This window comes from Micromonospora sp. 15K316 (genome assembly GCF_004348525.1).
In the GTDB taxonomy this organism is placed as follows: Bacteria; Actinomycetota; Actinomycetes; order Mycobacteriales; family Micromonosporaceae; genus Micromonospora.
In genome coordinates, this window is the sequence record NZ_SMKG01000148.1 from 1 (window position 1) to 14,615 (window position 14,615).

The 14,615-nt window shown below is 72.3% G+C and carries 13 protein-coding genes; 5 read left to right on the plus strand and 8 right to left on the minus strand.

Annotated elements, in window-relative coordinates; translation table 11 throughout:
* Nucleotides 1-56: 56 nt before the first annotated feature.
* The gene (locus tag E1211_RS22960; protein WP_132349044.1) at nucleotides 57-650 is read left to right on the plus strand and encodes a hypothetical protein; all 594 of its coding nucleotides are present in this window, start codon (nucleotides 57-59) and stop codon (nucleotides 648-650) included.
* Nucleotides 651-1,161: 511 nt separating this feature from the next.
* Here E1211_RS22960 and E1211_RS22965 read toward each other — a convergent pair.
* On the minus strand, nucleotides 1,162-2,643 hold the full coding sequence (locus E1211_RS22965) for an aminopeptidase P family protein (RefSeq protein ID WP_132351083.1): 1,482 nt from the start codon (nucleotides 2,641-2,643) through the stop codon (nucleotides 1,162-1,164).
* A 170-nt stretch (nucleotides 2,644-2,813) separates the two neighbouring features.
* Between E1211_RS22965 and asnB the strand changes: the two genes are divergently transcribed.
* Nucleotides 2,814-4,775, plus strand: coding sequence for an asparagine synthase (glutamine-hydrolyzing) (gene asnB / locus E1211_RS22970; protein WP_132351094.1), 1,962 nt, complete (start codon nucleotides 2,814-2,816; stop codon nucleotides 4,773-4,775).
* 127 nt (nucleotides 4,776-4,902) lie between these two features.
* Here asnB and E1211_RS22975 read toward each other — a convergent pair whose 3' ends face one another.
* The 3 genes from E1211_RS22975 to E1211_RS22985 are packed head-to-tail and all read right to left on the minus strand — an operon-like array spanning nucleotide 4,903 to nucleotide 8,616.
* A complete protein-coding gene (locus E1211_RS22975; RefSeq protein WP_132351084.1) occupies nucleotides 4,903-7,140 on the minus strand; it encodes a xanthine dehydrogenase family protein molybdopterin-binding subunit in 2,238 nt (745 codons plus the stop codon).
* Nucleotides 7,137-8,132, minus strand: coding sequence for a xanthine dehydrogenase family protein subunit M (locus tag E1211_RS22980; protein WP_132351085.1), 996 nt, complete (start codon nucleotides 8,130-8,132; stop codon nucleotides 7,137-7,139). The genes E1211_RS22975 and E1211_RS22980 overlap by 4 nt, the downstream gene beginning before the upstream one ends.
* Nucleotides 8,119-8,616: a (2Fe-2S)-binding protein gene (locus tag E1211_RS22985; RefSeq protein WP_371686194.1), complete on the minus strand. Its 498-nt coding sequence runs from the start codon at nucleotides 8,614-8,616 to the stop codon at nucleotides 8,119-8,121. The genes E1211_RS22980 and E1211_RS22985 overlap by 14 nt, the downstream gene beginning before the upstream one ends.
* A gap of 174 nt (nucleotides 8,617-8,790) precedes the next feature.
* On the opposite strand from E1211_RS22985, the gene E1211_RS22990 reads away from it, so the two are divergent.
* A complete protein-coding gene (locus E1211_RS22990) occupies nucleotides 8,791-9,969 on the plus strand; it encodes an XdhC family protein (protein ID WP_132351087.1) in 1,179 nt (392 codons plus the stop codon).
* On the opposite strand, the gene E1211_RS22995 is transcribed toward E1211_RS22990, so the two are convergent.
* Nucleotides 9,939-10,337: a nuclear transport factor 2 family protein gene (locus E1211_RS22995; protein WP_243709649.1), complete on the minus strand. Its 399-nt coding sequence runs from the start codon at nucleotides 10,335-10,337 to the stop codon at nucleotides 9,939-9,941. The genes E1211_RS22990 and E1211_RS22995 overlap by 31 nt on opposite strands.
* 114 nt (nucleotides 10,338-10,451) lie before the next feature.
* On the opposite strand from E1211_RS22995, the gene E1211_RS23000 reads away from it, so the two are divergent.
* On the plus strand, nucleotides 10,452-11,387 hold the full coding sequence (locus E1211_RS23000; protein WP_132351089.1) for a carbohydrate kinase: 936 nt from the start codon (nucleotides 10,452-10,454) through the stop codon (nucleotides 11,385-11,387).
* A 69-nt stretch (nucleotides 11,388-11,456) separates the two neighbouring features.
* Here E1211_RS23000 and E1211_RS23005 read toward each other — a convergent pair whose 3' ends face one another.
* Complete coding sequence (locus tag E1211_RS23005; RefSeq protein ID WP_132351090.1) at nucleotides 11,457-12,701, minus strand: multidrug effflux MFS transporter; 1,245 nt, start codon at nucleotides 12,699-12,701, stop codon at nucleotides 11,457-11,459.
* A gap of 75 nt (nucleotides 12,702-12,776) precedes the next feature.
* Between E1211_RS23005 and E1211_RS23010 the strand changes: the two genes are divergently transcribed.
* Nucleotides 12,777-13,220, plus strand: a complete 444-nt coding sequence (locus tag E1211_RS23010; protein WP_132351091.1) for a MarR family winged helix-turn-helix transcriptional regulator — start codon at nucleotides 12,777-12,779, stop codon at nucleotides 13,218-13,220.
* 13 nt (nucleotides 13,221-13,233) lie between these two features.
* Here E1211_RS23010 and E1211_RS23015 read toward each other — a convergent pair whose 3' ends face one another.
* Nucleotides 13,234-14,067 (minus strand): MBL fold metallo-hydrolase, encoded by an 834-nt coding sequence (locus E1211_RS23015; RefSeq protein WP_132351092.1) that lies wholly within the window; start codon nucleotides 14,065-14,067, stop codon nucleotides 13,234-13,236.
* Complete coding sequence (locus E1211_RS23020) at nucleotides 14,064-14,468, minus strand: thioesterase family protein (RefSeq protein ID WP_132351093.1); 405 nt, start codon at nucleotides 14,466-14,468, stop codon at nucleotides 14,064-14,066. Before E1211_RS23020 ends, E1211_RS23015 begins: the two co-directional genes overlap by 4 nt.
* Nucleotides 14,469-14,615: the final 147 nt, after the last annotated feature.

A 14,615-nucleotide genomic window follows, 5' to 3' on the forward strand; every position in this document is an offset into this window, starting at 1 on the left:
GCGCTGACCTGCACACCCCCCTTGTGTGGGTCATCACCCCCGAAGGAGCCTGTGACATGAACACGATCATGCGTAAGAGCGTTCTCGGTATCGCTGGTCTCGCGTTCGCCGGTGGCGTCATCGGCGGTCCCGTCGCCGCCCACGCCGCCACCCCCACCATCGACGCCAAGCCCGTCGCCGTCGTGCACACCGACAAGCCGGCCGTGGACAAGGGCAAGCTGATCCCGCACGGCACCCAGGGCACGCAGTCGCGTATCGCCCTGGACGACGAGCAGACCGCCAACGTGAAGGCGATCATCGCCGCCACGAAGAAGTCGGACATGAACGAGCGGGCCGCGGTCATCTCGATCGCGACCAGCCTGCAGGAGTCGAAGCTGCACAACCTGGGTCACCTCGGTGACGCCAACGACCACGACTCGCTGGGCCTGTTCCAGCAGCGCCCCACCTCGGGTTGGGGTACGCCGGAGCAGATCACCGACCCGCAGTACTCCACGACCGCGTTCCTGAAGGGTCTCAAGCAGGTCGACGGCTGGCAGGACATGCCGCTGACCGACGCCGCGCAGACCGTGCAGGTGTCGGCCTACCCGGACGCCTACGCCCAGTGGGAGCAGCAGGCCGCCGACCTCGTCGCCCAGTACTGGAACAGCTGACAACCACACAGCAACACAGCACGACCACACAGCACCACAGCACGACCCGACCGCTGGCCGGCACCCCAACCCCGGGTGCCGGCCAGCGGCACATCCGCACACAGAACGGAAGCGACACGAAGTACTGGACCTGCCGCGACGGGCAACTGTCCAAGATTCGGAAGCGTCACGAACCGGAACCCGGCGTCGGATCGAAGGCCGGTCCCCGACCCTGCCCGCGGTGCGTATCAGGGTGCAGAGCGGGACAGGTCTGCCGTCCTCGTCGCAGGCCATCACGACCACCCGCACCGGCCACGCGATGAGCGGCGCAGGATCAACGCGGCGCGTATCGGGGTGCAGAGCAAGCCAAGGCCGGCAGCCGCCCGGCGCGTATCGGGGTGCAGAGCAAGCCAAGAGCAGCGACCGACGCGGCGCGTATCAAGATGCGGTGCAAGCGATCGACAAGACGACGGCCGGTACCCCGGGGTAGGGGTGCCGGCCGTCGGGCCCGCCGCGTGCGGTCCTCCGTCGATCAGCTCGGCAGGCGGGGACCCGCCTCCCGCTGCTCCGCCAGCCAGGTTTCCACCTCGCCGGCCGCCCGGGGCAGGCCGGCCGAGAGGTTCACCGCACCGGACGCCGTGACCAGCACGTCGTCCTCGATGCGGATGCCGATGCCGCGCAGCTCCTCGGGGACCAGCTCGTCCTCCGGCTGGAAGTAGAGCCCCGGCTCGACGGTGAGCACGTAGCCCTCGTCGAGCGTGCCCTCGCGGTACTTCTCCTTCGAGGCGTTGGCGCAGTCGTGCACGTCGATGCCGAGCATGTGCCCGAAGCCGTGCAGCGTCCAGCGCCGGTAGACCGCTGACTTCTCGTCCATCGCCTCGTCCACGCTCACCGGCAGCAGACCCAGGTCGGCCAGGCCCTCGGCGAGCACCCGCATGCAGGTCCGGTGGACCTCGCGGAACTCCACTCCCGGCTTGATGAAGTCGATGCCGGCCTGCTGCGAGGCGTACACGATGTCGTAGACCTGTCGCTGCAGCGGCGTGAACCGGCCGTCGACCGGGAGGACCCGGGTGACGTCGGCGGTGTAGAGGTTGCGGTTCTCCACGCCCATGTCCATCAGCAGCAGATCACCCGGGCGGGTGGTGCCGTGGTTGTCCGTCCAGTGCAGGATCGTCGCGTGCTCGCTCGCGCCGACGATCGAGCCGTAGCCCACGTCGTTGCCGTCGTGCCGGGCGCGCAGCGCGAAGACACCCTCCAGCAGCCGCTCGGAGACACCCCGGTCGGCCGGGAGCACCCGCGCGACGTCCTCGAAGCCCCGTACGGTGGCGTCGATCGCCTCCTGGAGCTGGGCGATCTCCCAAGCGTCCTTGACCAGCTTCAGCTCGGAGATCGCGACGGCCAGCTCGTGGTCCCGGGCCGGCTGGCCCGCCACGCGCGGGCCGTCGTAGGGGCGCACGGCCGCGTCGACCCGGGGGTCGAAGCCGCGCAGCACCCGGGTACGCCGCGGCGCCAGGTCGGCGAGGGTCACGTCCAGCTCGGCGAGGTCGGCGGTCGGCAGACCGAGCTCGGTCGACTTCTCGGCCAGCGTCGGCCGGCGGCCCACCCACAGCTCGCCGTGGCGGCTGCGGAAGAACTCGTCGTTCTGCCGGGACGAGCGGGGGCGCATGTACAGCGTCGCGTCGTGCCCCGAGCCGTTCGGCCGCATCACCAGCACGCTGTCCGGTTCGAGATCACCTGTCAGGTAGGCGAAGTCGCTGCCCGGGCGGAACGGGTAGGCCGTGTCGTTGGCGCGTACCTTCTCGTTGCCGGTGGGGATCACCAGCGTCTCGCCGGGGAAGGCCGCGGAGAGGGCGGCCCGACGCTCGGCGTGGTTGGGCGCCTGCGGGAGGGCGGCGACCGCCAGCTCGCTGTCCCGCCAACCCTGCCGCATGAAGGACAGAAACGCCTCAGGGAAGGCCGGATCGTGTGATTCGGTACCGTCCGTCGGCTTACCGGCGGCGCGCTCCTCGGTCATGCTGCGCTTCCTCTCGGGTCGATGCTGGTGCCGACGGTACCTGCGCGCCGAGGGCCCCGTGAACCCGCGGTGAGGGGCGCCTCGCCGCACCGCCGCCGCGTCGGGCCGCGGTCGTCCGGATCGCCGGACGGCCGCGACGGCCGTTCGCCGCCCGTGAAAAGATGACGACCATGTGCGGACTCCTGGCCTTCTTCAGCGCGCGCGGTGACGCCGGCGCGCACCGCGACCACATTGCCGGCGCGTTGGAGTGCCTGCACCACCGCGGCCCCGACGAGACAGGGGTCGAGCTGGTGGGCGACGCGTCCGGCCGGTACGCGGACGCGGTCTTCGCGCACAAGCGCCTGGCGATCATCGATGTGGCGTCCAGCCACGAGCCGCTGCCGTATGCGAACGGCCGTTACCTGCTGACCTTCAACGGTGAGATCTACAACTACATCGAGCTCCGCGAGGAGCTGGTCCGGGACTTCGGGGCGCAGTTCGCCACGGCCGGCGACGGCGAGGTGATCGTGGCCGGCTACCACTACTGGGGCGAGCAGGTGCTCACCCGGCTGCGCGGCATGTTCGCCTTCGTCATCTGGGACCGGCAGGAGCGGCGGGCGTTCGGCGGCCGCGACTACTTCGGCATCAAGCCCCTGCACTACCTGGAGACCGCGGACGGGCTCTACCTCGCCTCGGAGAAGAAGGCGCTGCTGCCCTTCGCGCACTCGAACTACGAGGGCGACGCCGGCATCGACACCGCCAACCTCAGCCACTACCTGACCCTCCAGTACGTCCCGGAGCCGGGGACGCTGCACAAGGGCATCCACCGGATCGGGTCGGGGGAGTACCTCACCTGGACCCCGGGTGGCCGGATCGAGGTGCGCCGCTGGTACCGGCCGGTGTTCCGGCCCGCTCCGGTGCCCGACGAGCAGAAGCTCTTCCACGAGATCAGGGAGACGCTGCGGGAGAGCGTCCGGATGCACATGCGTTCGGACGTGCCGGTCGGTTCGTTCCTCTCCAGTGGCATCGACTCCACGGCGGTCGTGGCGCTGGCCCGGGAGTTCAACCCGAACATCCTCACCTTCACCGTGGGCTACGACGTGCCCGGCTACTCGGAGATCGATGTCGCCCAGGAGTCGGCGCGGCACCTCGACGTCACGACGATCCCGACCAAGATCGGGCCGCAGGACATGATGGAGGCGCTGCCGAAGATCGTCTGGCACCTCGACGACCCGGTCGCCGACCCGGCCCTGGTGCCGCTCTACTTCGTGGCGAAGAAGGCCGCCGAGCACGTCACCGTGGTGCTCTCCGGCGAGGGCGCGGACGAGTTCTTCGGCGGCTACACCATCTACCGGGAGCCGCTCTCGCTGAGCTCGGTCAACAACCTGCCGGGTGGGGTGCAGAAGGGGCTGCGTGCGGTCTCCAAGGCCATCCCGCAGGGCGTGAAGGGTAAGAGCTTCCTCGAACGTGGCACCACCCCGCTGGAGGAGCGCTACTACGGCAACGCCCGGATGTTCACCGAGGAGGAGAAGCAGCACCTGCTGCGCCGGTACGACCCCTCGGTGCGCTACACCGACGTCACCGCGCCGATCTACGCCGAGAGCACCGAACTCGACGACGTCACCAGGATGCAGTACGTCGACCTCTACACCTGGCTGCGCGGCGACATCCTGGTGAAGGCCGACCGGATCTCGATGTCGCACTCGCTCGAGGTGCGGGTGCCCTTCCTCGACCGCGAGGTCTTCGACGTGGCGGCGAAGATCCCGGTGGACCTGAAGCTGCCGCCGCGCTCGGACGCCACGAAGTACGCGATGCGTCAGGCGTTGCAGGGCGTGGTGCCGCCGGCGATCGTCAACCGGAAGAAGCTGGGCTTCCCGACCCCGACGCGGGTCTGGCTGCGCGGCGAGATGTACGAGTGGGCGCGGCACGTGCTTGCCACCTCGGGCGCCGGTGACCTGCTCGACCTGTCGTACGCGCTGCGGCTGCTCGACGAGCACAAGCGGGAGGAGGCGGACCACTCCCGGAAGGTGTGGACCGTGTTGATCTTCTGCATCTGGCACGCCATCTTCGTGGCGAAGACCCTCGACCCGGGCATCCAGCGCAATCAGTCGGCCCTGCTCACCAAGCCCGTGGTCGGTTCGATGGTCCGCTGACGGGCCGCGCGGCCGGCGCCGCGAGGAGCCGACCGGCGCTCGCCCCGCCCGCGTCACCGCGACGAGCGAGAGGTTCGTGTCCTCGGGGGCACGAACCTCTCGACGTCCCGGGGCCGGGTCCCGCCGGTCAGAGCAGCTTCTCCAGCGTGATCGGCAGTTCGTACATGCGGCGACCGGTGGCGTGGTGGACGGCGTTGGCGATGGCGGCGGCCGCGCCCACCACGCCGATCTCGCCGACCCCCTTGATCCCCACCGGGTTCACCGCCTCGTCGCGCAGCTCGACGGTGTCCACCACCACGTCCGGCGCGTCCGCGTTGACCGGCACGAGGTAGTCGCCGAGGCTGGAGTTGGCCCACCGCCCGAGCCGGGGGTCCATCCGGGTGGCCTCCAACAGCGCCTGGCCCAGCCCCCAGAGCATCCCGCCCATGAGCTGGCTGTGCGCCAGCTTGCGGTTGAGCACCCGGCCGGGCGCGAAGACCCCGACCATCCGGCGTACCCGGACGACGCCCAGGTCCGCGTCCACCACGACCTCGGCCATCTGTGCACCGAAGGTGTGGATGCCGTACTCGGCGTCCTGCGGCGGCGGGTTCCAGGTGCCGAGCACCTCGACGTCCGGGGTCATCGTGCGGTGCAGCAGGTCGGCGTACGTCTCGCCGACGTCCGGCCGGTCGGAGAGCACCATCTTGCCGTCGCGCACCTCCACCCTGGCCGGGTCGGCGCCGCGCAGCGGTGAGTGGTCGTCGCCGACGGCGCGCCGGATCAGCTGGTCGCGCAGCTCGCAGGCCGTCACGTGCACCGCGGAGCCCACCGCGCTGGTGCCGGCCGAGCCCACCGCGGCGGTGATGTTCGGCAGGTCGCTGCTGCCACCGACGAACCGCACCCGTTCGGGCGCCAGACCCAGCGCGTCCGCGGCGACCTGGGTCATCGCGGTGAAGACCCCGGTGCCGAACTCCGAGACGCCCGCCTCGATCACTGCCGTGCCGTCGTTGTAGAGGCGGGCCTTGGCGCGCTGCGGGTTGACCGGCTGGGTCACCGGGTAGAGCGAGCTGGCCATGCCGGTGCCGACCAGCCACTGCCCCTCCCGCCGGGACCCGGGCCGCGGGTCGCGGTCGTGCCAACCGAACAACTCGGCCGCCCGCTGGTAGCACTCCCGGAGCCCGCTGCTCGACCAGGGCTTCCCGCTCTCCGGGTCGGTGTCCGAGACGTTGCGCATCCGCAGCTCCAGCGGGTCGATCCCGATCCGCTCGGCCAGCTCGTCCATCGCGCACTCGAGCGCGAACATGCCCGTCGCCTCGCCCGGCGCGCGCATGAAGGTGGGGGTGATGGTGTTGCCCCGGACGAGGTGGTAGATCCCCTCGTAGTTGGGATTGGTGTAGGCCACCGCCGCGCTCTGCAGCGACGGCTCGGCCCAGTCGTCGAAGGGCGAGGTCAGGGAGATCTTGTGGTGCCGCAGCGCGGTGATCCGCCCGTCGGCGCGGGCGCCGATGGTGATCCGCTGCTCCTGCTCCTCACGGTGCCCGCAGGAGGTGAACATCTGCTCCCGGGTGAGCGCCAGCCGGACCGGCCGGCCCACGTGCCGGGCGGCCAGCGCGGCCAGCGTCGGGTGGTGCCAGACCATCGCCTTGGAGCCGAAGCTGCCGCCTACGGCGTGGCTGACCACCCGGATCGAGATCGGCGGCAGGCCGAGCAGCTCGGCCACGGTGAGCTGGACGGAGTTCGGTCCCTGGGTGGAGTCGTAGATGGTCAGCCGGTCGACGTCGTCCCAGACCGCGGTGCTGGCGGACGGCTCGATCGGGTTGTGGTGGTTGGGCGCGAACCGGTAGGTGGCCTCCACGCACACCTCCGCCTCGGCCAGCGCCTTCCCGACATCGCCTCGGGACCCCTGCCCCGGGAGCAGGCCACCGAAGATCCGCTTCGGCACGTACGCCCGGTCGCGACCCTGGTCGAGCAGGGTGGTCGCCGGTCCGGTCTCGTACTCCACCCGGATGAGGGTGCCGGCGTGGTCGGCGCGCTCGATGGTGTCGGCGACCACGATGGCGATCGGCTGTCCGCTGTAGTGGACTGTCTCGTCCTGCATCGGGAAGAAGGACTGGCCGGGTGCCGCCAACCCGGCGAGGGAGGGGAGCAGGCGTGGCACGGTGGCGATCCGGCCCAGGTTGCGGTGGGTGAGCACGGCGAGCACCCCGGCCGCCCGCTCGGCCTCGCCGGTGTCGATCGAGGTGATCCGGCCGCTGGCGACCTTGGCGTTCACCACCACCGCGTGCGTCAGGTTGGTCAGCTGGATCTCGGCGGAGTACCGCGACTCCCCGCGTACCTTGAAGCGGCCGTCCACCCGGTTGAGGGTGGCGCCGATGGCCGGGCTCATGCCGATTCCTCCCGCTGCGCCGTCTCCGTCAGGGCGCGCACGATGGTGCGCTTGCCGAGCTCGATCTTGAAGGCGTTCATCCCGTGCGGCACCGCGCCCGCCAGCTCCGCCTCGGCGGCGCGGGTGAAGGAGTCGGCGGTGGCCGGGGCGCCGTCGAGCACCCGCTCGGCGGCGCGCGCCCGCCACGGCTTGGTGGCCAACCCGCCCAGGGCGAGCCGGATCTCCGCGATCCGGCCGTCGACCACCGACATGGCGATCGCGACCGCGACGAGCGCGAACTCGTACGACTCCCGGTCGCGGATCTTGATGTACCGGGAGCGGGCCGCGACGGGCAACGGTGGCAGGTCGATGCCGGTCACCAACTCGCCGTGGGTGAGCGGGTGTTCCCGCTCCGGGGTGGTCCCGGGCAGCAGGTAGAAGTCGTCGATCGGGATGCTGCGCTGCCCGGCCGGACCCTCGGTCCGCACCACCGCGTCGAGCGCCATCAGGGCGACCCCGAGGTCGGACGGGTGGGTGGCGATGCAGCAGTCGCTGGTGCCGAGCACGGCGTGGCCGCGGTTGACCCCGTCCATCGCGCTGCACCCGGTGCCGGGTGCGCGCTTGTTGCAGGCGGCCTCGGTGTCGCGGAAGTAGGTGCACCGAACCCGCTGCATGAGGTTCCCGGCGACGCTCGCCATGTGGCGTAGCTGCGGCGAGGCGCCCAGCAACAGTGATTCGCTCACCATCGGGTAGCGCTGGCGCACCGTGGGATGCTCGGCCACGTCGCTCATCCGGGCCAGCCCGCCGAGTCGCAGGCCGCCGCCGGGCAGCTCCTCCACCTGCTTCAGCGGCAGGTCGTTGATGTCGACCAGGCGGCGGGGCTGCTCGACGTAGATGCGGAGCAGGTCGACCTGGGTGGTGCCGCCGGCCAGAAAGGCGCTTCCGGGGTCGGCGGCGACGGTGCCGATCGCGGTGCTGACGTCGGAGACGCGGGAGTAGCTAATGGGCCGCACGATCGCCTCCCTGCTCGTCCCGAACCCGACGGATCGCCGCTCGGATGTGCGGGTACGCGGCGCAGCGGCAGAGGTTGCCGCTCATCCACTCCTTGATCTCGTCGTCGCCGGCGTGCCCCTCGGCGAGCAGCGCGACCGCGGACATGATCTGACCGGGGGTGCAGTAGCCGCACTGGAAGGCGTCCGCGTCGAGGAACGCCTCCTGCATCGGGTGCAGCACGTCGCCGTCGGCCAGCCCCTCGATGGTGGTGATCTCGCGGTTCTCGCAGCTGATCGCGAGCGTCAGGCAGGCCAGCACCCGCCGCCGGTCCACCCAGACCGTGCAGGCTCCGCACGCGCCCTGGTTGCAGCCCTTCTTCGTGCCGTGCAGGTCGAGCCGATCCCGGAGCGCGTCGAGCAGGCTGACCCGCGGCTCGATCGACAGGCGTCGGATCTCCCCGTTCACCCGCAGCCGGACCTCCACCTCGTCCGGCCCCCGGACCACCGCGCTGTCCGGGGCCGGCGTGGTCTGGAGAGCCTGTGGAGACTTCACCAACTCGCACCCCCTCGTCGTCGTTGCGACCATATATTCCGGATAGGAGTGTTTTGGTAGGCATGGTCGGACTTAACCCGTCCGGCGATGGAGGGCCGGCGACGCCCCGGGGGTGAGGTGGTACGGGTGCGGGATGCCTTCGACGAACTGCACCGCCGCTGGCGGGCCGGGGAGGCGGTGGCGCTCGCCACGGTCGTCGCCACCTGGCGCTCGGCCCCGCAGCCGCCCGGAGCCGCGATGCTCGTCACCGCCGACGGCACGGTCACCGGCAGCGTCTCCGGCGGCTGTGTGGAGGCGGACCTCTACGAGCGGGCGCGCGACGTGCTCGCCGGCGGCACGCCCGAGCTGATCCGTTACGGCGTGAGCGACGACGACGCCTTCGCCGTCGGCCTGACCTGCGGCGGAGTACTGGAGGTCTTCGTCGAGCGGATCGATCCGATCGGCTTCCCGCAGCTCGGCACCGTCGTCGGGACGCGCCGGGCCGGGATGCCGACCGCGATCGTCACCTGCGTCGGGGCGGACGCCGGCGACGAGGCCGGTACGGCGCGCGCCGATCCGGCGGGGCGGCTGGGCCGACGGCTGGTGCTCGCCGGGGAGCGGGTCCTCGGCTCGCTCGGCAGCGAGCGGTTGGACGCCGCGGCCGCCGCCGACGCGCTCGGACTGCTCGCCGCCGGCCGCAGCGGGATGCTCCGCTACGGCTACGACGGGCAGCGCCGCGGCAGCGGCGTCAGCCTCTTCGTCGCGGCGTACACCACACCACCCCGGATGATCGTCTTCGGCGCCATCGACTTCGCCGCGGCGGTGACCCGCATCGGGGCGTTCCTCGGCTACCGGGTGACCGTCTGCGACGCCCGGTCGGTCTTCGCCACCGCCCGGCGTTTCCCCGACGCGGACGAGGTCGTGGTCGACTGGCCGCACCGCTACCTGCAGGCGGAGCTGGACGCGGGCCGGGTCGACAGGCGCACGGTGGTCTGCGTGCTGACCCACGACCCGAAGTACGACGTGCCGGTGCTCGCGCTGGCGCTGCGCCATCCGATGGCGTACGTCGGGGCGATGGGCTCCCGGCGCACCCACGACGAGCGGCGCAAGCGGCTGAGCGAGGCGGGTGTCACCCCGGAGCAGCTGGGCCGGCTCGCCTCGCCGATCGGGCTGGACCTCGGCGGTCGTACCCCGGAGGAGACGGCGGTGAGCGTGGCGGCGCAGATCGTCGCGGACCGCTGGCGGGGCAGTGGACGGCCGTTGGTCGAGCTGGCCGGACCGATCCACAGCCCGAATCAGGCCGGGGGAGCCTCGCCGGCCGGGTAACGCTCGACGAGGTGCTCGCGGCCCGGTGGCGGCTCGTAGGGCTCCGGCCAGAACTCGGTGATGACGCTGATCCGGCCGGCCTCGTCCAGGTCGAAGAAGCTCGCCGCCGGCTGCTCCTCCCCGTCGACGGTGACGGTGATCCAGCTGGCGGCCCGCGTGCCGGCCCCGGTCACCCGGGTCACCGACAGGTGCCAGCCGCCCGGGTAATCCCGGTTGAACCGGAGGAACGCCGACCGGCCCCGGATCCGTTCCCGGGTCTGCGGCAGGTGGTAGACCAGGTCGTCGGCGAGCAGGGCGCCCATCCGCTCCCAGTCCCTCGTCTCGCAGGCATCCCAGTACGCCAATACCGTCTCTTCGACATTCGGCACGGTGTGCACTGTGCCAGCCTGGTACGACAAGATCTCTCGGGGCGTGACGTCGGGCGGGGATGACCCCCGTTCCGTCGAGCGGCGCGGCGGCCTGCGACAACGGGAGGGACCGGAATGGGATACGCGATGGTGCTCGGCGAGGCGCTTGTCGACCTGATCGAGACCGAGTACGACGGGGCGCCGGTCTACCGGCAGGCGATCGGCGGCGGACCGCTGAACGTCGCGGTCGGCGTGGCCCGGCTCGGCGGTGCGGCGCAGTTCGTCGGCTCGCTCGGCGACGACGCCCTGGCCGGCCGCATCCGTGACTTCCTCGCCTCGGCCGGCGTGGGGCTCGACGGAGTGGTCACCGTGCCCGCGGCGACCGCGCTCGCGGTGATCACCCACTCCGGCGCGGAACCGGACTTCCGCTTCTACGGCGAGCCACCCTCGTACGGGCTGCTCGACGTCGACGACCTCGACGTCGCGCTGGTGGAAGGCGCCGACGTGCTCTACTGCGGGTCCGTGGTGCTGCTCCGGCCGGCGGTGCTCGCCGCGGCCCGCCGGGCCTGGTCGCTCGCCCCGGGCCTGCGGGTCTTCGACCCGAACGTGCGCCCGCGGCTGCTCGACGGAACGGCCGCGCTGACCGAGCTGCGGGAGGTGGTGGCGGAGTTCGCCGCCGGCGCGCACGTGGTCAAGCTCAGTGAGGCCGACGCGGCGCTGCTCTACCCCGGCGAGCCGACCGAGGGCGTGGCCGCGTACCTGCGGGAACTCGGTGCCGCGACGGTGGTGGTGACCCTCGGGGCCGACGGCGCCCTGCTCGCCGCCGCCGACGCGGACCCGGTCCGGGTGCCGGCGCCCCGGATCGATCCGGTGGACACCACCGGTGCGGGTGACTCGGTGATGGCGGCGATCATCGCCGATCTGCTCGTCGGCGGTGAACCGGCGGAGCCGGCGGGCTGGATCGAGCGGGTGGTGTTCGCGCTGCGCGTCGCCGGACTGGTCTGCGAGTCGCCCGGTGGCGCCACGTCGATGCCGACCCGGGCCGCCGTCCTGGCCCGCTTCGCGGACTGATTCGCGCCCTCCGGGCGGCTGGTATGCGACCTGGTCGCGGCCGGATGGCGCGAGCGCGACCCGGCCGCCTCAGCGGGACGCGCCGGCCCGGGTCAGGGCCAGCACGGCGGTGAGGGAGAGCACGACGGCGCCCGCGACCACCGCCGCCATCGGCACCCCGCTGCCCTCGCCGCCGAGACCGACCAGCGGGGCGGCGAGCGCCCCGACCACCGACTGGACCGTTCCGAGCAGGGCCGCCGCGCTTCCGGCATGGCGTGGATGGCGGTCCAGCCCGAGCGCGGTGCTGTTCGGCGTCACCATGCCCAGTGAGCCGACGAAGACGAACAGGCAGGCCCCCACCGCCCACGGGCTGTCGGCCGCCGCGCCCCCGAGCAGTCCGGCGGCGGCCACGGTGCTGACCACCAGGGTGCGCGTCAGCAGCGTCCGCGGGCTCGCGCGGTCGAGCAGCCGGGCGTTGGCCTGCCCCACGGCGACCAGGCCGAGCGCGTTGAGCCCGAAGATCAGGCTGAAAGTGGTGTCGGAGACGCCGAAGACGTCCTGGAAGACGAAGGACGAGCCGGAGATGTAGGCGTAGAGGCCGGCGGAGGCGAACGCCTGGGTGAGCACGTAGCCGACGTAGACCCGGTCGGTGGCGAGGGTCCGCATGGTCCGCACCGTGCTGACCAGGCCCGCGCCGCTGCGCCGCTCGACCGGGAGGGTCTCGGGCAGCCGCCAGGCGACCGCCGCGGCGAGCAGCAGGCCGATCGCCGCGAGGGTGACGAAGACCGCCCGCCACGAGCCGAACCGCAGCACCAGGCTGCCGATGCCGGGTGCCGCGACCGGGGCGACGCCGAAGATCAGCGTGAGCTGGGAGAAGTACTTCGCCGCGGCCCGGCCGGAGTGCAGGTCGCGGACCACCGCCCGCGCCACCACGACGCCCATCCCGCCGGCGAAGCCCTGGGCGAAGCGCGCCGCGGCCAGCGCGGAGGCGTTCGGTGCGACCGCGCAGACCAGGGAGAGCAGGGCGTACGCGACCACGCCGGCGAGCACCAGCCGGCGCCGCCCCAGCCGGTCGCTGAGCGGGCCGGTCACGAACTGCCCGACGGCCATGCCGACCAGGCAGGTGGTGAGGGAGAGCTGGATGTGCGCCTGGTCCGCCCCGAGGTCGCGCGCCATGGCGGGGAACGCCGGCAGGTACATGTCCAGGGAGAGCGGCCCGAACGCGGTCAGCAGGCCGAGCAGCGCCACCAGGCCCGCGCCGCCGCGCGCCGGTCCGGCGTTCGCCTCGCGTCCGCCGGACGGCGGTCGTACGGGTGTGTGTGCGACCTGGACCAAGTTCTTCCCCCATCAGGTGATCCCAGCCGGTAACCTTAGCTCTGTAGTCAGAGGTATTTCGCCGTGAGGAAGGTCATGTCGAGCGACAGCATGGCGCGGCTGGGCGCGCTGGTGGGCGATCTGCACCGGTTGCTGCGCCGCTCGGCGACCCGGCGGGCCAACCGCGCCGAGCTGCCCGACGCGCAGACGGAGCTGATGCTGCTGGTCCGGGCGAACCCGGGCGTGAGCGTCAAGGAGGCGGCCGCCCGGATGCGCACCGCGCCGAACACGGTCAGCACTCTGGTACGCGACCTCGCCGCGGCCGGACTGGTGCTCCGGGAGCGCGACCCGGTGGACGGTCGGGTGGCGAGGCTGCGGATCACCGAGGCGGCGCGGCAGCGGATCGCCGACCACCACCGGCACCGGGTGGCCCTGCTCACCGACGCGCTGAACCAGCTCGACCCCGAGGCGCGGGACGCGCTGACCGCCGCCGTACCGCACCTGGAGCGCCTCGCCGAGCTGCTCCGCGAATCCGGCTGACCCTCCGTGCCGCTCAGGCGCCCGTGGCCGCCAGTTCGGCGTACCCGCGGTGGATCGCCGTCAACGCGGCGTCCGGGCCGAACGGGGCGTCGACGGCGAGCCGCTCCGGGGCGACCCCGTCGCGGTACCCGGCCCGGATCAGCCCGGCCAGCTCCGTCAACTGCCGGTGCTGGGTCCGGACGAACTCCACGTCGACGGGCCGGCCGTGCCCGGGGATCACCACCGTCGCCGCGTCGCAGAGCCGCAACAACTCGGCCAGCGCGTCCGGCCAGCGCAGCGGGTACGCGTCCTCGAACGCGGGCGGGCCGCTCTCCTCGATCAGGTCCCCGGCGACCAGCACCGCCGCGTCCGGCACGTGCACCACCAGGTCGCCGTCGGTGTGACCGGGCCCGGGATGGCGCAGCAGCACCCGCCGGCCGCCCACCTCCAGGACCGTCTCCGTGCGCACCGGGTGGGTCGGGGCCAGCAACACGGTGTCGGCCAGCCCGGGAGCGAGCGCCGGCCAGTTCGCCGACACCTCGTCGTACCCCTCCCGCCGCAGCCGGTCGGGGTGCTCCCGAAGCGCGGTGACCACACGCTCGTGCGCGTAGACCGCGCGGGGCGGGTCCGCGGCGAGGACCGCGTTGCCGAAGCAGTGGTCGAAGTGGCGGTGGGTGTTCACCACGGTCCACCCGGCGCTGGTCACGACCCGGGCGGCGGCGGCCAGTTCGGCGGCCTGACCAGCGGTGGAGAGCGTGTCGACGAGCAGGGCGGCGCCGTCGCCGACGACGAGCGTGACATTGACGTCGAGCACCGGCTCGTTCAGGACGTGCACCCCGTCGGCGACCTCGACGAACGGGCCGATCATGCGGTGCGGGTCGCCCGCTCCACGAAGCGCCGACGGTCGACGAGCATCCGCTCCACGCGCCCGTCGGCCACGACCTCCTCACCCTCGGTCACCCGGATCTCGAAGAGCAGCCGCCGCCCGTCGACCTCGGCGAGCCGGGCCTGCGCCTGGACCCGCCCCCCGACCGGGGTGGCGGCCCGATGGTCGAGCTCGATGCGGATGCCCACCGTGGTCATGCCGGACGGCAGGCTCGTGGCGGTCGCGGCCACCGTCGCCGCCTCGGCGAGCGCCAGGACACGGGGGGTGCCCAGGACCGGCACGTCCCCCGAGCCGACCGCCTGCGCGGTGTCGGCGTCGGTGACTGTCAACTCCACCCGGGCGGTCAGCCCCGGCGCGAAACCGGGCTCGGGCTGTTCCTGCATGGCGTACAGCCTAGGGCGTGTCCTGTCGATCTTGTAGTGGTTGATGGTTGACGATGTGCTGGTGGTGCGTCGTGGTGAGTTGACTGATGAGGCGTGGGTGGTGATTGCGCCGCTGCTTCCGGAGCCGGGTGGTGCGCGGGGGCGGTG